The 17,806-nt window shown below is 64.8% G+C and carries 17 protein-coding genes and 1 riboswitch; of the genes, 7 read left to right on the top strand and 10 right to left on the bottom strand.

The features are described from left to right. Positions 1 to 16: 16 nt before the first annotated feature. From CH291_RS20360 to CH291_RS20350, 3 genes are all read right to left on the bottom strand, one after another. A complete protein-coding gene (locus CH291_RS20360; protein WP_094688466.1) occupies positions 17 to 1,243 on the bottom strand; it encodes an ArsA family ATPase in 1,227 nt (408 codons plus the stop codon). A gap of 29 nt (positions 1,244 to 1,272) precedes the next feature. Beyond that, on the bottom strand, positions 1,273 to 1,707 hold the full coding sequence (locus CH291_RS20355; RefSeq protein WP_068052039.1) for an SRPBCC family protein: 435 nt from the start codon (positions 1,705 to 1,707) through the stop codon (positions 1,273 to 1,275). A 133-nt stretch (positions 1,708 to 1,840) separates the two neighbouring features. Next, positions 1,841 to 2,233, bottom strand: a complete 393-nt coding sequence (locus CH291_RS20350) for a polyketide cyclase / dehydrase and lipid transport (RefSeq protein ID WP_082898941.1) — start codon at positions 2,231 to 2,233, stop codon at positions 1,841 to 1,843. A gap of 136 nt (positions 2,234 to 2,369) precedes the next feature. On the opposite strand from CH291_RS20350, the gene CH291_RS20345 reads away from it, so the two are divergent. Continuing rightward, complete coding sequence (locus CH291_RS20345; protein WP_094688465.1) at positions 2,370 to 4,175, top strand: AMP-dependent synthetase/ligase; 1,806 nt, start codon at positions 2,370 to 2,372, stop codon at positions 4,173 to 4,175. A 10-nt stretch (positions 4,176 to 4,185) separates the two neighbouring features. Here the strand turns inward: CH291_RS20345 and CH291_RS20340 are convergent, their stop codons facing one another. The 5 genes from CH291_RS20340 to CH291_RS20320 form a co-directional block, all read right to left on the bottom strand. Next, on the bottom strand, positions 4,186 to 5,310 hold the full coding sequence (locus tag CH291_RS20340; RefSeq protein ID WP_068052069.1) for a glycosyltransferase family 4 protein: 1,125 nt from the start codon (positions 5,308 to 5,310) through the stop codon (positions 4,186 to 4,188). Positions 5,311 to 5,333: 23 nt separating this feature from the next. Beyond that, entirely contained in the window at positions 5,334 to 6,686 is a 1,353-nt protein-coding gene (locus CH291_RS20335; RefSeq protein ID WP_094688464.1) for a hypothetical protein, read from the bottom strand. 31 nt (positions 6,687 to 6,717) lie between these two features. Further along, positions 6,718 to 7,779 carry a C40 family peptidase gene (locus tag CH291_RS20330; RefSeq protein ID WP_373455147.1) on the bottom strand — a complete coding sequence of 354 codons (1,062 nt, stop codon included), beginning with the start codon at positions 7,777 to 7,779 and terminating at the stop codon, positions 6,718 to 6,720. 308 nt (positions 7,780 to 8,087) lie between these two features. Then, the gene (locus CH291_RS20325; RefSeq protein ID WP_068052083.1) at positions 8,088 to 8,642 is read right to left on the bottom strand and encodes a C40 family peptidase; all 555 of its coding nucleotides are present in this window, start codon (positions 8,640 to 8,642) and stop codon (positions 8,088 to 8,090) included. 16 nt (positions 8,643 to 8,658) lie between these two features. Then, positions 8,659 to 8,822, bottom strand: a riboswitch (cyclic di-AMP (ydaO/yuaA leader). 115 nt (positions 8,823 to 8,937) lie between these two features. Then, on the bottom strand, positions 8,938 to 9,219 hold the full coding sequence (locus CH291_RS20320; protein WP_094688463.1) for a hypothetical protein: 282 nt from the start codon (positions 9,217 to 9,219) through the stop codon (positions 8,938 to 8,940). A gap of 147 nt (positions 9,220 to 9,366) precedes the next feature. On the opposite strand from CH291_RS20320, the gene CH291_RS20315 reads away from it, so the two are divergent. Beyond that, positions 9,367 to 11,166 carry a DEDD exonuclease domain-containing protein gene (locus CH291_RS20315; protein WP_094688556.1) on the top strand — a complete coding sequence of 600 codons (1,800 nt, stop codon included), beginning with the start codon at positions 9,367 to 9,369 and terminating at the stop codon, positions 11,164 to 11,166. Positions 11,167 to 11,220: 54 nt separating this feature from the next. Further along, a complete protein-coding gene (locus CH291_RS20310; RefSeq protein ID WP_068052089.1) occupies positions 11,221 to 11,496 on the top strand; it encodes an Lrp/AsnC family transcriptional regulator in 276 nt (91 codons plus the stop codon). 12 nt (positions 11,497 to 11,508) lie between these two features. On the opposite strand, the gene trpD is transcribed toward CH291_RS20310, so the two are convergent. Together trpD and CH291_RS20300 are read right to left on the bottom strand one after the other, a co-directional pair. Then, complete coding sequence (gene trpD, locus CH291_RS20305; RefSeq protein WP_094688462.1) at positions 11,509 to 12,570, bottom strand: anthranilate phosphoribosyltransferase; 1,062 nt, start codon at positions 12,568 to 12,570, stop codon at positions 11,509 to 11,511. Between the two features lie 51 nt (positions 12,571 to 12,621). Then, positions 12,622 to 13,098 carry a hypothetical protein gene (locus CH291_RS20300; RefSeq protein ID WP_068052095.1) on the bottom strand — a complete coding sequence of 159 codons (477 nt, stop codon included), beginning with the start codon at positions 13,096 to 13,098 and terminating at the stop codon, positions 12,622 to 12,624. Between the two features lie 151 nt (positions 13,099 to 13,249). On the opposite strand from CH291_RS20300, the gene ctaE reads away from it, so the two are divergent. The 4 genes from ctaE (at position 13,250) to qcrB (ending at position 17,776) form a co-directional block, all read left to right on the top strand. Beyond that, entirely contained in the window at positions 13,250 to 13,861 is a 612-nt protein-coding gene (gene ctaE, locus CH291_RS20295) for an aa3-type cytochrome oxidase subunit III (protein ID WP_037192869.1), read from the top strand. A gap of 83 nt (positions 13,862 to 13,944) precedes the next feature. After that, positions 13,945 to 14,793: a cytochrome bc1 complex diheme cytochrome c subunit gene (gene qcrC, locus CH291_RS20290; protein ID WP_094640137.1), complete on the top strand. Its 849-nt coding sequence runs from the start codon at positions 13,945 to 13,947 to the stop codon at positions 14,791 to 14,793. Next, a complete protein-coding gene (qcrA, locus tag CH291_RS20285; protein ID WP_256980917.1) occupies positions 14,790 to 16,001 on the top strand; it encodes a cytochrome bc1 complex Rieske iron-sulfur subunit in 1,212 nt (403 codons plus the stop codon). Before qcrC ends, qcrA begins: the two co-directional genes overlap by 4 nt. After that, positions 15,998 to 17,776: a cytochrome bc1 complex cytochrome b subunit gene (gene qcrB, locus CH291_RS20280; protein ID WP_094688461.1), complete on the top strand. Its 1,779-nt coding sequence runs from the start codon at positions 15,998 to 16,000 to the stop codon at positions 17,774 to 17,776. The genes qcrA and qcrB overlap by 4 nt, the downstream gene beginning before the upstream one ends. Positions 17,777 to 17,806: the final 30 nt, after the last annotated feature.

Below are 17,806 nucleotides of genomic sequence, written 5' to 3'. Positions count from 1 at the left end.
GTCGGGGTTGTCGGAGTCACAGCGGCCACACGTCGGGGTTCGGACGAAAACGCACCACCAGGCACGGTCCGTCGAGTTCGGCGGAGTCGGCCACGCACCGACGCAGCACCGACGCCAATCTGATGCGCCGTCGCCTCCCGTCGGCACTCACTATCAAGTCGTCCTCCACTCGCCCCAGGCCCAAGGTCGTCGAATCCACCACCGGCAGCAGCATTCTCATCGCGTACACGGATTCGAGTCCGCCACCCGACTCGAGCACGACCGAAGGCTTCTCACCCCAGCCCGGCGCGCGCCGTTCGAGGGAGTCCGGTTCGAGGCGATCGGCAACATCTTGCAAGGGCCCCAACCCTACCGGTTCACCGGGAGCCTGCTCCACCTCCACGATCGGCACGGTACCGATGCGTCGGCGCAGCTCGGCGACCGCGTCGAGCTGCGCCGCCCGCCACCTCTCGAACCAGAACACGGCCGGATGAGCGCCCACCAGACCGACCGACGATGCGTTGAGCTTCGGCAGGATTCTGTTGACCAGCACACGATCGATTCTGATTCCGAGCAGAGCAGCTGCCGACAGAGTTCGTTCCGCGTCGACGATCGAGAGCTGTTCGGCGGTGACGACCACGGTCGCCCCGGTACGGTCGGCGTCGGTGATCAGGGACCGGACGGAGTCGATCTGCGCGAGGATTCGCTCGATCATCGCCACCACGAGAGTGAGCCGCACATCGGAACCGGTGCCGGCGACCATCCGAGCGTGCAGAGGCCAGATCCGCTCGACGTATGCGGCGACGGTGTCGGGCAACTGCAGGGTACGTAAGGCATCCGCCGATGCGGGAAGGTCGACTATCACTGTGTCCCAGCGATTCTCGTCGGCAAGACGGCTGATCTCGTGCATGCCGAGCAGCTCTTCTATTCCCGGGAGACCGAGCAGCTCCTCCGGTTCGATCGCCCCGAAGCTCACCCCGTGCTCGTGTCCCGCGGACGCCACGGCCAACAGTGAGCCCAATCCCCGGTACCGGGCTTCGAGCAGCCTCAACGTATCGATCTCGAGGATGTCGAGGCCGGGTGCGATCGAACGAACACCGGACGCATCCTCGACCTCGGCGTCCCCCTTGAATGCATCGGCGAGCGAGTGAGCCTGGTCGACGGACGCGATCAGAACCCGTTCGCCGGCCTGGGCGAGTCGTAGCCCCGACGCAGCCGCCAGCGTCGTCTTACCCGCACCACCTTTGCCGAGGAACAGCAACACCGTGGTGCGGGCTTCGGTGCGAGCTTCGCTCAGCCTTCGACCCGCTTCTTCAATTCCTTGAGTGCAGTGTCGGTGATGACCTTTTCTGCCTTGCGCTTGAACAGACCGATCATCGGAATGTTCAGATCCACGGTGAGCTCGTACGTCACGTCGGTGCCGCTGCCGGTCTCCTTCAACGTGTACGAGCCGTTCTGCGATTTCTGCATTTCGCCCGATACGAGGTTCCAGGAGACCGAATTGCCGTCGGCTGCCCAGTCGTATTCGAGCTCGTAGGTGTCTTTCACCATCCCGGCGTCGAGCACGAACTTGACCCGCTTGCCGCGGCCGTCCGCACCGACCTCGAGGACCTCGACGGATTTCGCGGCCGACACCCACGTGGGGTACGCGTCGAAATCGGCGATGACGTCCATGACCCGGCTCGATGGAGCTTCGACGACGATCGACCTCTGGGTTTTCTCCGCCATGACTACTGGTCCGCTTCCTCTCGGGTACTTCGATCAGCTCGGTTCGCTTCGGTGCCGCAGAACTCGCGCAGGCCTATCTCACACGATCGATCCGCGGACGCACAATGCGAACCGGCCGACCGTACCGCGCGGTTCATTCGCGAGCTGAAGTCGACGCTACGTGGTGGGGTGCTTCACCTGCAGACCGACCGGCCTCGAGCTCTCGCTTGAGCTCGAACGTCATCGCACGTCCGGCCACCCGCCGGGCATGCTGGTGCGCTGCCACGTCGGCGTCCGCGGCGGGTTCGGCGTGCAGGAAGTAATGGACGATCACCCCGTCCAGCGCGGGCTCGAGCCACAGCTCCATCGTTCCGACCACACCGCCGCGCACTGCCCAGCGGATCCCCTTCTCACCCCGGTCCTCGGTGATCGTCAGGTTCAGATCCGGCCACCATCGACGCCACCGCGCAGGCGACGCGAACGCCTGCGCCACCCGCACGCCGGGGGCGGCCACGAATGTCTGATCCGCAACTTGAATACTGCTCATCGACAGAGCTTCACACATCGGGTCGGGGGCCGTGCGCGTCGAGGCGTATTTCGACGCCGGGAGCCCGGGTCTAGAGTATCTGTGAAGCCGAGCTATCGACTTTCGTTCTCCCCAAGTTCTATCCGGAGGTAATCCCGTGCGCGAGTTCACCGTCGCCGCCAAATACGCCATCGCGGACACCGACTCGGCTGTCGATACCGTCTTCGCTCGCGCCCGCACCTCGCCCGACGCGGTGGTGTTCCGACGCACAGTGGACGGACAATGGATCGACGTCACCGCCGCCGAGTTCGAGCGCCTGGTGGTGGGGGTGGCACGGGGTCTGATCGCCGCAGGCATCGAGCAGGGCGATCGGGTCGCACTGATGTCGTCGACGCGATTCGAGTGGTCGGTAGTGGACTACGCGATCTGGGCCGCGGGCGGTGTGACGGTGCCGATCTACGAGACGTCCTCGGCCGGTCAGGTCGAATGGATCCTCGAAGACGCCGAGCCGGTCCTGCTGATTCTCGAGAACGACGCGCATGTGCAGGAGACGAAGTCCGTTGTAGCAGCAGCCCCGTCGGTCCGACAGACGTTCGTCATCGCGAACTCGGCGGGCACCGACGCAGTGCAGGCACTGCTCGACGGTGGTGCCGAAGTCGCCGAAGACGAGGTGCACCTACGGGTTTCGAAACTCGTCTCGTCCGACCCGGCAACCCTGATCTACACCTCGGGAACCACCGGTCGGCCCAAGGGCGTCCAGCTGACCCACGCCAATCTGCTCGCCGAGTCACTCGGGATTCGTGAGACGTCGCTGAAATCGCTGATGACACAGGGCCGCAGCACGCTGATGTTCCTTCCGCTCGCGCACGTCCTGGCACGCGCAGTGTCCATCGCGTCGTTCGACGCCGGGGTCACCATCGGCCACACCAGCGACATCCCCAATCTCGTCGCGACGTTCGGCACGTTCCAACCGGACTTCATCCTGTCGGTTCCGCGAGTGTTCGAGAAGGTCTTCAACACCGCCAAGCAGAAGGCGCACGCCGACGGCAAGGGAAAGATCTTCGACCTCGCCACCGAATGCGCAGTGGCATGGAGTGAAGCGCAGGATACCGGAGGTCCGGGAATCGTGTTGCGCGCCAAGCACACCGTGTTCGACAAGTTGGTGTACGGCAAACTGCGAGCAGCGCTCGGCGGCAAGTGCGAACTCGCGATCTCCGGCGGAGCGCCCCTCGGTTCCCGGCTCGGCCACTTCTACCGGGGCATCGGTGTGACGATCTACGAGGGCTACGGACTGACCGAAACCACGGCGGCGTTCGCGGTCAACACCATCGGATTCCAACGCGTGGGCAGCGTCGGGCGTCCACTGCCCGGCAACACCGTGCGCATCGCCGAGGACGGAGAGATCCAACTCCGCGGACCGGTGGTGTTCGACGGCTACTGGCGCAACGAGACCGCCACCGCCGAGTCGCTGGACGAAGGCTGGTTCCGCACCGGTGATCTCGGTTCCGTGGACGACGACGGCTACATCACGATCTCGGGACGCAAGAAAGAACTGATCGTCACCGCAGGCGGCAAGAACGTCTCACCCGCCGGGTTGGAAGACCACCTGCGGGCGGGTGCACTGATCAGCCAGGCCGTCGTCGTGGGCGATCAGAAGCCCTTCATCGGCGCGCTCATCACCCTCGATCCGGACGCGTTCGATCGCTGGAAGTCCGCACACGGTAAGGCCGCCGACGCCACCGCGGCGGATCTGCAGAGGGACCCCGAACTCGTCGCGGAGATCGACGCCGCCGTCGCCGACGCGAACAAGTCCGTCTCGCATGCGGAGTCCATCAAGAAGTATCGACTTCTCCCCCACGACTTCTCGGAAGAGAACGGCGAGCTCACTCCCACGATGAAGCTCAAGCGCAACGTCATCACCAAGTCGTACGCCGACGAGATCGAGTCGATCTACTCCCGTTGAGCCGTACTGCCTAGATCAACGAACGCAGCTTCTCGGTCAGCACGTCCCAGCGCCATTCCGCGTCCACCCAGGCGCGGCCGGCGTTGCCCATCTGCGTCGCCAGCGTGCGATCGGACAGGATTCGCACGATGGCGTCGGTGGTGTCCGAGACGGACGTGCCGTCGACGACGAGGCCGGTCTTGTTGTGCTGCACCGCTTCCGGCGCACCCCCGGACATGCCGGCGACTACGGGTACACCGCAGGAAGACGCCTCGAGGTAGACGATGCCGAGACCTTCGACATCGAGACCGGCACCTCGGGTTCGGCTCGGCATCGCGAACACGTCGGCGATCGTGTGGTGGGCGGCGAGCTCCGCCGACGGCACGGTACCGGTGAACACCACGTGTTGCTCCATGCCGGTGGATCGGACGAGCTCGCGCAGAGTCTTCTCGTACGGCCCGCCGCCGACGATCACCAGAACCGCTCCGTCGACGGCCCGGCGGATCCCCGGGAGCGCCCGGATCAGGACATCCTGACCCTTGCGCGGAACCAGCCGGGACAGGCACAGAACGGTGGGGCGATCACCGAGGCCGTAGCGGGCACGAAGTTCCGCTCGCGCTGCGTCGTCGGGCACGAAGCGATCGGTATCGACACCGGGCGGCAGATGTTCGAGGGCGGCGGTCCGCCCGAACGCCGAACTGAATCGCCCCCGGGTGTACTTGCTGACGTAGGTCACCACATCGGTGTTCTCGCCGATCGTGCGCAGGGTCGCCCGCCCGCCCGGCACCATCGACCATCCGACCTCGTGACCGTGTGTGCTCGCCACAATGCGATCGGCCCCGGCCTTGCGCAGGTACGACGACATCACTGCCAACGGAGCCGACGCACCGAACCACACCGAATCGCAGCCTCGGGACTTCAGGATTCGAGCCGCACGACGCGCGACGAGCGGAGTCGGCAACATCAGGGTCGTCGGATGCCGGATCACCTCGAAAGGCTGCCTGGCATCGAATTTCTCGTGCGAGTCGCCGCGCCAGCGGGGGGCGTAGACCACCAGCTCGTCGGCCGGCAGCTGCGAGGCGAAGCTGTGCAAGTAGGACTGAATACCACCCGGGCGAGGAGGAAAGTCGTTCGTCACGAGCAGGGTACGACGCATGGAGTCAACCGTAGCGCCCCGTGTCAGCCGGCCTGGCGAGCCACCCAGTCACCCCACGAGGACACGAACTGTGCCCGGCCGAGTCCCAGCACCGACTCGAATGCAGAATCGGTGGGGCTCTCGGACGCGAGCGCTTCGTACAGGGAACGCAGGGTCGACTCCCCGAACCGGTCGGCCACGAATGCGAACACCGACCAGGCCGATTCGTAGGCCACACTCGACCGGGCACCACCGGCACCGAAATCCTCGTTCTTCGGCAGCACCGTCGGCGGCCCACCCGCCGCCACGATCGCCGCGAGAGTGGGTGCCAGTTGCGCGAACTCGGCACCGGACCCTCGATACCCGGAATAGTCGGCGAACCCCTCCGACACCCACAACTCCGTACCGTCGGACGTCCGCGCCCTCGCCGCCACATGCGTCAACTCGTGCCGCAGAACCGAGCGCACGGTGAACGGCGTCAACCTCGACGCGGCGTCGGGACCGAACACCACCCGCTGACCCGTCGGACGGGAGCCGTCGGCCGCCACCGCGTCGGACACCGTCACCGCAGCCACGTCGGTGGACGGATCGGACCCCGTCAGTTCGGCGAACTCCTCCGCCGAGGATGCGACGAAAACCAGCCCGTCGCGCGCCCAGTCGTCTCCCCAGAAGTCGGTGACGGCCGCGATTGCCGACGGAAGTTCGGCCGCCAGGTTCTCCACGAACCGATCGCGGTCCGGATGACCCATGACCACAGATGTCCCGGCTGCAGTGGCCACCGAACGCACGGTGAGAGGGCCGAAGTCCCACGGCCCACGCCAGGTCTGGCGTCGATACTCGGTCAGATCCGCGTCGTCGACCAACCGCCATCGACCGTCCCGCTCGGCGACGACGAGTGAGACCGGCCGACGCGTCGGCGATGCGTCCGGGCCGGTGATCGCGTATCGCAGATACACCGCGGGTGCCCAGACATCGGTGGAATCGAGCGCCGCTGCGATCGACGGCGGCACCGGGGTCTCGGGCTCGTCGCCCAGGTCGTAGCCGAACTCCGCGAAGGGGACGCCGGGTACCACTGCTGCCCGGCGCAGCTGCGCTTCGACGAAGCCGGGGTCGGCCTGCGGATCCATCACATCGCGCAGTGCGTCGAGATCACCGGAACGAACCGCGCGCGCCCACTGGTCGAGGAGGACGGTCACATCGGCGCGGCGCTGCTGATCGTAGGTCGGCGGGTCCTGGCCGACGGTGACCTCGGCGGTCCCGGCCGTGGGCGGGCCGTCGAATCGGTGAATCAGGACGACCGAGACGGCGACCACCACGACGACCACGACGACAAGCCAGCGCCGCCATGACGATCGGAGGATGACGTGCAACCCGGATGGTCGGTTCGAGGTGCTCATGCCGCCACTCGTCGATCGTCGAGACACGACCTCAGTATCGACGCGCCCCGTAGTACGGGAACGATGCCATCGACTGCACCTTCACGGGCACACCGAATGTGGAGGCATGCAGCACGTTGCCGTTTCCGGCATAAATTCCGACGTGTGAGATGTCCGGATAGAACAGAACGACGTCACCGGGCTGCAGATCCTTCTGATCCACCGGAGTTCCGCCCGCCGCCTGCGCCTGACTCGATCGCGGCAGCGTCTTGCCCACCTGCTTGTACGCCCACACGACCAACCCGGAGCAGTCGAAGCCATCCGGACCGGTTGCGCCCCAGACGTACGGCTTGCCGATCTGCGTGAGGCCGGCCTGCAGCGCACTGGCTCCCGATCCCGGCGTCAGGTTCTGCAGAATCGAGGACGGGTCGAACCCGTCGGGCAGGGTCGAACCGGCCAGAGACAGTTGCTCCGAGGACGAGAGCGCACTGTAGGCGGCCATGACCTCGGCTATCTGTCCCTGCAGCTCACTCTGCTTGGCCTGGAGATCGTCGCTGACGGCCTTGGCCTGCTCTGCGGCGACGCGTGCCTGTTCGGCGGCCGTCGTCGCGGCCTGCTCGGCCGTCTCTGCATCCGAGCTGGCCTGCTTGAATCGGGCGACCTGGTCGGCGGTCTCCGCCGAGATCACGTCCAGCGCCGACATCTGGTCGAGCAACTGCTGTGGTGAGTCGCTGACCATGACGGCGAACAGTCGGTTGGTCCGCGCGCCCTGGTAGTTGACGTTGGCGACCTTGTCCATGGCCGGTTTGAGCTGCTCCAACTGCGCCTGCGCTGCGTCCACGGCGGCACGGCTCTGGTCGACGAGGGCCTGAGCGTCGAGTTGCTGCTGGTTCTTGGCGTCGAGATCGATCTGAGCATCGTGCAGAGATTCGGTGGTCTGCTCGGACTGGCGAGAGAGCTCGGCGAGTTCGGTCTGCGCGTCGGATGCCGAACCGAATCCCGGCTGCGCGGTTGCCGTCGTCGTCGGCACCACGGCGATGCATGCGGTCAGCGCGAGCGCAACCACCGAGTTTCGGGTCGTACGCAACGCTCGGGTAGATCTCGATATCGCCACGGAAAGCGACTCTCCGTCCTCACAGATGTTGCCTCGACCGAGGCAACGGTTGGAAAAGTAGTCCGAAAACGAACCATACCCATGCTCTTACGGGCGCGGACGTGAACACGGTCCGAAATCGACGGGGGTTCGAGGTGACAGGTCACAAAATAAACATCGACCAGGTCTCGATCAGATTACGAACTGGATCCTTCCCTGTCCACCGAACCGGCGTGTCGCGCAGTCCGTGTCCGGATACGCCAACAGGGCCGAGCCGATGAACGGCTCGACCCTGTCGGTCGGTTCACAACGAGCGTCGATCGCTCGAGTCAGTAACGGCGAGCACCGTCGAACGGCATCGAGTCGAGCGGGGCAACCTTGACCGGCACGCCGGACGTGGATGCGTGCACGACATTGCCGTTGCCGACGTAGATGCCCGAGTGCGAGCCGTCGTAGAACGAGACGACGTCGCCGGGGGCGAGGCTGTCGCGCGAGACCGGAGTGCCTGCGGCGGCCTGGTCGTAGCTCGTACGAGGCAAGCTGACGCCGGCCTGCTTGTACGCCCACTGGACGAGGCCCGAGCAGTCGAACGAATCCGGACCCGAAGCCCCGTACACGTACGGTGCTCCGATCTTGGATTCTGCGGCCTGAACGGCCTTCGCAGCCGGGGTGACCTGCGGTGCCAACGGCGCACCCGGCGCGGGCACACCCGGAAGGTTGAGGGGAGGAAGGCCCGGGATGTCAGGAATCTCGAAGGTTCCGACGCCGGGAATGGTGAGGGGGGCCGCCATTGCGGGTGCAGCGGGAAGAACGACCACGCCTGCCGTGAGCGCTCCGGCTACGAGGACTCGCCGCAATGTTCGGTTGGAAAGTTGTGACGCCACGAAAGATGGTGCTCCGTTTCTTCCTATCGTCCGCCGACCGAGTTAGCTGACGGGTTCGGGCTGGGAAGAGCAGCCCTACCCACCGGCCACCATGTGGTGGCTCAGCGGGATTCACCCCAGTAGATATCGGGTTCCCGGTACGAACACTCTCGCGAGTGAACGATTAGGCGGTGACTTGCGACGCCACTCCGGTTTGGACTGGCGAGACTCCGCAAGGTCTCAGGAAGGTTACGAAATGGCATACCCCCGTGTCGACCCCAACTCGCCGAGGAGAGCGAATTCGGCTCGATTCTCGCTAGCCGGCGCGCTGATCCCCCGGTGTGTCACGAGTCGATAACAAAGGAACCTCGGCGATGTCGTCGTCGTTCACCACGAGCTTGAGAGTGGGCACGAGACCGACATCGGCGAGCACCCCAATGGCACCGAGTTCCTCCTGCTCGAGAGTGATACGAGACGGCGGACCGACCCGCCGTCCGTCCGACCCGGACGGCATCCCCGGAGCCCCCAGAAGCACCGTCACGACGCAGTCCGCGCAGGCGATGTCACGGACCAGGCAGTCACTGCAATCGATGATCATTGTGATCCTTGTCTCTTTACGGTTTCCGGCGGCCGAATCGGCCGACTCAGCGAAAGATAGCGACGGGCACCGACAGGTTCCGTGACACGACGACGTTCGACGGCGCGATGAGCGTTCTTGTCGGAGGTCGGCCCTAACGTCGTCCCGGTGAGCCTGCCCATCCAGCTGACGTTCGACGAACTCGACACCCCGCTGCACGAGACGACGTTCGTCGTCGTCGACCTCGAGACCACCGGCGGTAGCGCGGACACCGAGGCCATCACCGAAATCGGGGCAGTCAAGGTTCGAGGCGGCGAGATTCTCGGCGAGTTCGCCACGTTGATCGACCCGGGCAGGTCCATTCCGCCGTACATCGTGGAACTGACCGGCATCACATCGGCGATGCTCATCGGTGCGCCGCGCATCGAACGGGTTCTGCCCGGTTTCCTCGAGTTCGCACGAGGTTCGGTACTGGTGGCGCACAACGCCGGCTTCGACACCGGATTCCTCAAGGCCGCCGCGAGCCGTCTCGACATCGCGTGGCCACGGTTTCAGGTGCTGTGCACGGTCAAGCTGGCTCGCCGAGTTCTGACGCGCGACGAAGCTCCGTCGGTGAAGCTGTCCGCACTGTCGACTCTGTTCCGATCCGGCACCAGGCCTACCCACCGTGCGCTCGACGACGCCAGGGCCACGGTCGACGTTCTGCACGGCCTCATCGAACGCGTGGGCAATCAGGGAGTCCACAGCTACGCCGAGTTGGTCGACTACCTACCCGCGGTGTCGGCCGGCCAGCGCGCCAAACGCGGGCTGGCCGCCCATCTTCCCGGCAAACCCGGCGTCTATCTGTTCCGCGGCCCGTCCGACGAGGTGCTGTACGTCGGTACGTCCAACAACCTCAAACGACGCGTGCGCAACTACTTCACCGGCTCGGAGACCCGAGGCCGGATGAAGGAGATGGTCGCACTGGCCACCCGCGTCGACCACGTCGAGTGTGCACACGCGCTCGAAGCCGGAGTCCGCGAGCTACGTCTGCTCTCGGCGCACATCCCGCCGTACAACCGCCGCTCGAAGTTCCCCAGGAAAGGGTGGTGGATCACCCTGACCGACGAGGCGTTCCCTCGCCTGTCGATCGTCCGCACCCCGGCACCGAACAGTCTCGGACCGTTTTCGGTTCGCGGTGACGCCGCAGAGGCCGCGGCGCTCGTCGCGGAGTTCTGCCGCCTGCGTACGTGCACTCGCCGTCTGGCCCGCTCGGTTCGACACGGTGACCAGTGCCCGGCGACCGACGTCGGAGGCTGCCCAGCGGCACTGTCCGGCCCGTTGACGGCCGACGAGTACTCCGATGCCCCGACGCAGTTTCTCGCGCTGGTGTGTGGCCAGGACGACGCCGTTCTCGTCTCCATGCGCCGCCGCGTCGCCGAGCTCGCAGACAAGGAGCTGTACGAGACGGCTGCCCGTCTGCGCGACAGAATTGCGATCACCGTCGATGCACTGCGCCGGATGCACCGATCGGCAGCAGTGGCCGCCATTGCCGAACTGGTTGCGGCGAGGCGCACGGCCGACGGCGGGTGGGAGTTGATCGTGGTGCGCTTCGGCCGGCTGGCCGGCGCTGCCGTCGCGCCGCGGGGAGTGCATCCGATGCCCGTCGTCGATGCCATCACCGCGTCGGCCGAAACGGTGATGCCCGATACGACCCCGCTGCGCGGCGCGCCCCCGGAGGAAGTCGGACTCATTGCGGCCTGGCTGCGCACGGACGGAGTCCGGATCGTGCGCACGAGCAGTGGGTACTGCAGCCCGGCACGGTCGGCGGGTTCGTGGGAGTCGTGGTGTCGGACGGCGAGAGAAGCCGCGAGGGCAGGAGTGGAGCCTGCGGAACGACTGTTCAGGTCAGGAGAGGAGCCTGCGGAACGACTGTTCAGCTCAGGAGTGGAGCCTGCGGGACGACTGTCGGGGTACGGCAGCAACTAGGGTCTGGGGGTAGCTCGCGTCGAACACCGAGCTCGAGATGCTTGAGGAGCGCACATGATCAATGCCATCGTCTTGATCGACGCCGAGGCCGACTTGATTCCGGAAGCGGCGCAGGCCGTTGCGGATGTCGACGGGGTGTCGGAGGTCTATTCGTGTGCTGGTGATGTCGATCTGATCGCCATCGTGAAAGTTCGTGATCATGCGTCGATCGCAGAGGTCATCACCAAGCACATCAATCGTGTGCGGGGGGTGCGCAGCACCACCACTCACATTGCGTTCCAGTCCTATTCGAGTGCCGATGTCGAAGCCGGGTTCTCGATAGGCGAGTAGCCGCGCTCTTCGTCAGCCGGCGAGTTCGGTGGTGCATCGACCCCAGTCGGCGAGTCGCCGTGCTGCTGCACCGGAATCGATTGTTGTTGCGGCAGTGGCCAATCCGGCTTCGATTCGGGCGTGGAGGTCGTCGGACACGCCGTGGTGCGCTGCCATGGCTGCGGCGGCATTGAGCAGTACGGCGTCGCGGACGGGGCCCTGTTCTCCGGCGAACACTCGGTGCGCCACCGCTGCATTGAATTCGGCGTCTCCACCTCTGAGAGCTTCTATGGGCGCTCGGGCGATGCCGTAGTCGAGCGGGTCGATCGTCTCGACGGTCACCGAACCATCGGACACCACGTGCACTGTCGTGGTGGTGGACAGTGTGATCTCGTCCAGTCCGTCGTCACCGCGGACCACGAGCACCGAGCTGCCCCGGGCTGCGAACACGTCGGCGACGACGGGGACCAGGTTCTCGAACGCACAGCCGATCAGGCCTGCGCGCGGGCGCCCGGGGTTCGTCAGTGGCCCCAGCACGTTGAAGACCGTGGGGATTCCGATTTCCTTGCGCGGTGCGGCAGCGAAGCGCAGTGCTGGGTGGTGGATCGGTGCGAAGCAAAAGCCGATGCCGACCTGCTCGACGCTCGACGCGACTGCGTCGGCCCCGAGGGTCACTCGGACCCCCAATGCTTCGAGCACGTCGGTCGTGCCGCTCTTCGACGACGCTGCGCGGTTGCCGTGCTTGACGACTCGGATCCCGCTGGCAGCGACGACGACGGCTGCCATGGTGGAGATGTTGACGGTGTCCGCTCCGTCTCCTCCGGTCCCCACGACGTCGACGGCGTCGGTGTCGGTGTGCACCAGCACTGCGTGCGCCAGCATCGATTCGGCGAGTCCGTTGACCTCCGCCGGCGTCGGACCTTTCATCTTCAGCGCTACTCCGAAGGCTGCGATCTGCGCGGCTGTCGCGTTGTCGGCCATGATCTCGTCCATGACCCAGCCGGTGTCGGCGCTGGACAGGTCGGTGTGGTTCGTCAACGCGCCGAGGATTCGACGCCAGGTTCGCGGCTGTTCGTCGCTGATCGCTGCGGTCATGGTGGTTCTGCCGTGCCCTTCTGCCGTCGATGCACTCGGTGCGGTGGAAGCTTAGCCAGACGCTGCGTCGGGCTGCGCGGGCTGCAGTGCGTCCCACCCCAGTACTGCTCCCCCTCGACGCTGAGCAAGGCCGGCCATGCGAGAACGCTCCTGCGAGCAGTGCAGAGCGTCGAGTACCTGAACACGTTGCAGAACCAGCGGCACGCCGCCTTCCACCCGAGGGCGGTAGCCGGTGCTCTCCGGTAGTTCGGCGGCCGGCCCCACTTCGTAGTCGTCCTGAGCCGCAACCGCTGCTGCGTCCTCCACTTGGTCGGAAGGCAACACGAGATGATGCCGTAGCACCACCTCCGCCGATTCCGTCCACAGCGGTCGGGTCCTCGCTGCTTCGTCGAGCACGGCCGAGCATGCCTGTGCATCGTCGAAGCAACTCGCCACTGTCACGAGGTCCTCGCGAGTGGGGTCCAGACGTTCGGCCGTCGATCGCGAGAACAGTCTCCGAAACCATCCACCTTCGGTGCGCTTTGCCATGAGGCCAGCCTTGCACGACTGGACCCTACCGGCCCGTACAGAGGCTCTGACCAGCACGGGAACAAGGACGTACGCGGATTCGTTCCGACACGACGCGCCAAGAGCGGACCCGGATATGCCTTCCGTACTACGACGGGTCATACTTCTCTTTGTGACGAGCGCTGTAGGGACTCAAGGATCGGCAATCACCCAACGCGTGCACTCGCTGAACCGTCCCAATATGGTCAGCGTCGGCACGATCGTGTGGCTGTCTAGTGAACTCATGTTCTTCGCCGGGCTGTTTGCGATGTACTTCGTCGCACGCGCCCAGGCGAATGGAATCTGGCCGCCGGAGCCGACGGAGCTGAACCTCGCTCTCGCTGTGCCGGTGACCGCGGTGCTGATCGCATCGTCGTTCACCTGCCAGCTGGGCGTGTTCGCCGCCGAGCGAGGTGACGTCTTCGGACTGCGCCGCTGGTACATCATCACTCTGGTGATGGGCGCGTTCTTCGTGGCCGGCCAGGCGTACGAGTACTACCACATGGTGCACGAGGGCACGACGCTCTCGAGCAGCGTGTACGGCTCGGTCTTCTACATCACGACCGGTTTCCACGGATTGCACGTCATCGGCGGACTCATCGCCTTCGTCTTCCTGATCACCAGAACGCTGGTCAGTAAGTTCACGCCCGCGCAGGCCACCGCGGCCATCGTCGTTTCGTACTACTGGCACTTCGTCGACATCGTCTGGATTGCCCTCTTCGCAACGATCTACTTCATCCGCTAGTGACAGTCAGCACACCAAAGATAACGAGCGAACGGAATCAGCCCCCGACGTTCGGTCCGTCCCGACACGACAAGGGATAGAAGATGAGTACATCTCCCCCAGCAGCATCCGACGACAACGCCGCCTCCAAGACGAGACGGCAGCGTAGGACGCGCCGACGCATCACCGGTGCTCTCGTTCTGATGATGGGCCTCCTGAGCGCAGGGTTCCTCGCCTCGGCCCTGACGCCGGCTCCTCAGGTCGCGACTGCCGATACCGATTCGGCAGCGCTCATCCGCGAGGGCAAGCAGCTCTACGACACGTCCTGCGTCACGTGCCACGGTGCCAACCTGCAGGGTGTTCAGGATCGCGGACCGAGCCTCATCGGCGTCGGCGAAGCAGCCGTGTACTTCCAGGTGTCGAGCGGTCGTATGCCCGCTGTTCGCAACGAGGCACAGGCGATGCGCAAGCCGCCGAAGTTCAACGACAAGCAGATCGACGCCCTCGGTGCCTTCATCAACGCCAACGGCGGCGGACCGACGGTCATCCGCGACGAGAACGGTGAGATCGCTCAGGAGTCCCTGCGCGGTGGCGACATCGGACGCGGCAGTGAACTGTTCCGACTCAACTGCGCTTCCTGCCACAACTTCACCGGTGAAGGCGGCGCTCTGTCCTCGGGCAAGTTCGCACCGTCCCTCGGCCCTGCCAACGAGCAGGAGATCTACACCGCGATGGTCACCGGCCCGCAGAACATGCCGAAGTTCTCCGATCGTCAGCTGACGATCGAGGAGAAGTCCGACATCATCGCGTACGTCAAGTCGGCCCAGGAAACCCTTCCCGCAGGCGGTTGGAGCATCGGAAGTTTCGGTCCCGGTACCGAGATGATCGCTATCTGGACGGTCGGCATCATCGCCGTCGTCGGAGCAACTTTGTGGATCGGAGCTAGATCATGACCGACGGCGATTCCGGCCGTAAGGACGCGGGCAACGACGACGAATCCGGACGCAAGGATGCGCCCGGTGCCGACGGCGTGAACGCGGACAAGAAGTACACCGACGAGGAACTCGCCGCGATGAGCCGCGACGAACTGGTCGAGCTCGGCACCAACCTCGACGGTGTCGATGTCGCTTTCCGCCGCAACCGTTGGGCTGTGGAAGGTACCCGCGCCGAAAAGCGTGCCGAGCGCAGCGTCGCGATCTGGTTCGCGATCGCCGGCCTCGCCGCTGTCGCATTCATCGGCATCTACCTGTTCTGGCCGTGGCAGTACTCCGGTATCGGCGAAGAGAACTACCTGGCCTACTCGCTGTACACCCCGCTCATCGGCGGCACGATGGGCCTGGCGATCCTCGCGGTCGGTATCGGCGCGGTGCAGTTCACCAAGAAGTTCATCCCCGAAGAGGTCTCCATCCAGGACCGTCACGACGGCGGCTCGTCCGAGCTGGACCGCAAGACTCTCGTGGCAGAGCTGGGCGATTCGCTCGACACGTCGACCATCGGTCGCCGCAAGGTGATCAAGCGTTCGCTCGTCTTCGGTGGTGGCGCGCTCGGCGTCATGGCGCTGCTCCCCCTCGGTGGACTGATCAAGAATCCCTGGGCCAAGGGCGAAGATTCGCCGTTGTGGGTATCCGGCTGGACTCCTCGCTACGATGGAGAGACCATCTACCTCCGACGAGACACCGGGCGACCGGAAGATGTCGTTCTCGTTCGGCCCGAGGACTTGGACGCTGGTGCCATGGAGACCGTCTTCCCGTTCCGCGAAGCGGACCGCGAGAGCGAGCACGATCTGCTCGTCTCGCTGCGTGGAGTTCGCAACTCGGTCATGCTCATTCGCCTTCGCCCGGATGCCGCCAGCACCGTCATCAAGCGCAAGGGTCAAGAAAGCTTCAACTACGGCGACTACTTCGCCTACTCGAAGATCTGTACGCACCTGGGTTGCCCGACATCGTTGTACGAGCAGCAGACCAACCGAATTCTGTGCCCTTGCCACCAGTCGCAGTTCAACGCGCTCGAGTACGGCAAGCCGATCTTCGGACCGGCTGCGCGTGCGCTGCCCCAACTTCCCATCACTGTCAACGAAGAGGGATTCCTCGTCGCTTCGGGAGATTTCACCGAAGCTCTGGGGCCCGCCTTCTGGGAACGTCGTCCGGAGCGTGACTCATGAGTACATTGCAAACCCTCGCCGCCAAGCAGGCCGACGGCGTAGACAGTCGTTACCACCTGGCGCCGGGATTGCGTCGCCAGATCAACAAGGTCTTCCCCACGCACTGGTCGTTCCTGCTCGGTGAGATCGCGCTGTACAGCTTCGTCATCCTGCTGATCTCGGGCGTGTTCCTCACCCTGTTCTTCGATCCGTCGCTCAGCGAGGTCGTGTACGACGGTGCGTACACCCCCCTCAACGGTGTGACGATGTCCAGGGCATACGCCACCGCTCTCGACATCACGTTCGAGGTTCGTGGCGGTCTGTTCATGCGGCAGATTCACCACTGGGCGGCCCTGATGTTCGCCGCCTCGATCATCGTGCACATGATGCGCATCTTCTTCACCGGTGCGTTCCGTCGCCCGCGCGAGGCCAACTGGGTCATCGGTTGTTTGCTGCTCATCCTGGCGATGTTCGAGGGCTTCTTCGGCTACTCGCTCCCCGACGATCTGCTTTCCGGCACCGGCCTCCGCGCCGCTCTCGGTGGCATCACGATGAGTATCCCGATCATCGGCACGTGGATGCATTGGCTCATCTTCGACGGCGACTTCCCCGGCACGATCATCATTCCGCGCCTGTACGTCGCTCACGTTCTTCTTCTACCGGCCATCATCCTGGCGCTGATCGCAGCCCACCTGGCCCTGGTCTGGTACCAGAAGCACACGCAGTTCCCCGGCCCCGGCCGCACGGAGCAGAACGTCGTCGGCGTTCGTATTCTTCCGGTCTTCGCGGTCAAGTCCGGTGCTTTCTTCGCCGTCACCTTCGGTGTGCTGGCAGCAATGGGCGGACTCATCCAGATCAACCCGATCTGGAATCTCGGACCGTACAACCCGTCGCAAGTGTCGGCAGGCGTGCAGCCCGACTTCTACCTGATGTGGACCGACGGCATGGCACGACTGTGGCCTGCCTGGGAGATATACATCGCCGGGCGCTACACCATCCCGGCAGTGTTCTGGGTGGCAGTGATCATGGGTCTCGTCTTCACCGTGATGATCGCGTACCCGTGGATCGAGAAGCGTCTGACCGGAGACACTGCGCATCACAACCTGCTTCAGCGTCCCCGTGACGTTCCGGTGCGTACTGCGATCGGCGCGATGGCCCTCACGTTCTACGTGATCCTCACGCTCTCGTGCATCAACGACCTCATCGCCTACAAGTTCGACATCTCGCTCAACGCGATGACGTGGATCGGTCGTATCGGAATTCTCACCATGCCTCCGCTCGCGTACTTCATCGCGTACCGATTCTGCATCGGACTGCAGCGCAGCGATCGGGCAGTTCTCGAGCACGGCATCGAAACCGGAATCATCAAGCGACTCCCGCACGGCCAGTACGTGGAAATCCACCAGCCGCTCGGACCGGTCGACGATCACGGACACCCGATTCCCCTCGATTACCAGGGCGCAGCCGTTCCGAAGAAGATGAACAAGCTCGGCTCGGCCGGAAAGCCCGGCTCGGGATCGCTGTTCAGTCCGGATCCGGTGGCACAGAGCAAGGCTCTCGAAGATGCCCTTCACAAGGGTGAACACGAGCAGCTGACGATGCTCCGCAACTACCAGGCGGGCATCCACGGCAACGGCCACTCGAACGGCAACGGCCATGCCAATGGCAACGGGCACTCGAACGGCAACGGCCACTCCAATGGCAACGGCCACTCGAACGGCAACGGCCATGGACTCCACTCGGATGAGGACACCGCTATGGCTTCGGGTCGAAGCGACAACGACAGAGAACACTGACATCTGACAGAGTCTCGAAAAGGGCGACAC

Source organism: Rhodococcus sp. 14-1411-2a (assembly GCF_002259485.1).
Lineage (GTDB): Bacteria > Actinomycetota > Actinomycetes > Mycobacteriales > Mycobacteriaceae > Rhodococcoides.
The sequence above is the reverse complement of the archived record's forward strand: the minus strand, read 5'-3'. Positions and strand labels throughout refer to the sequence as shown.

What these genes read in the sequence shown, in the direction of transcription:
- CH291_RS20355 (WP_068052039.1), bottom strand. Translation starts at nt 1,707, where the DNA reads ATGGCGGAGAAAACCCAGAGGTCGATCGTCGTCGAAGCTCCATCGAGC.
- CH291_RS20350 (WP_082898941.1), bottom strand. Translation starts at nt 2,233, where the DNA reads ATGAGCAGTATTCAAGTTGCGGATCAGACATTCGTGGCCGCCCCCGGC.
- CH291_RS20340 (WP_068052069.1), bottom strand. Translation starts at nt 5,310, where the DNA reads ATGCGTCGTACCCTGCTCGTGACGAACGACTTTCCTCCTCGCCCGGGT.
- CH291_RS20335 (WP_094688464.1), bottom strand. Translation starts at nt 6,686, where the DNA reads ATGAGCACCTCGAACCGACCATCCGGGTTGCACGTCATCCTCCGATCG.
- CH291_RS20320 (WP_094688463.1), bottom strand. Translation starts at nt 9,219, where the DNA reads ATGATCATCGATTGCAGTGACTGCCTGGTCCGTGACATCGCCTGCGCG.
- CH291_RS20310 (WP_068052089.1), top strand. Translation starts at nt 11,221, where the DNA reads ATGATCAATGCCATCGTCTTGATCGACGCCGAGGCCGACTTGATTCCG.
- trpD (WP_094688462.1), bottom strand. Translation starts at nt 12,570, where the DNA reads ATGACCGCAGCGATCAGCGACGAACAGCCGCGAACCTGGCGTCGAATC.
- CH291_RS20300 (WP_068052095.1), bottom strand. Translation starts at nt 13,098, where the DNA reads ATGGCAAAGCGCACCGAAGGTGGATGGTTTCGGAGACTGTTCTCGCGA.
- qcrC (WP_094640137.1), top strand. Translation starts at nt 13,945, where the DNA reads ATGAGTACATCTCCCCCAGCAGCATCCGACGACAACGCCGCCTCCAAG.
- qcrA (WP_256980917.1), top strand. Translation starts at nt 14,790, where the DNA reads ATGACCGACGGCGATTCCGGCCGTAAGGACGCGGGCAACGACGACGAA.
- qcrB (WP_094688461.1), top strand. Translation starts at nt 15,998, where the DNA reads ATGAGTACATTGCAAACCCTCGCCGCCAAGCAGGCCGACGGCGTAGAC.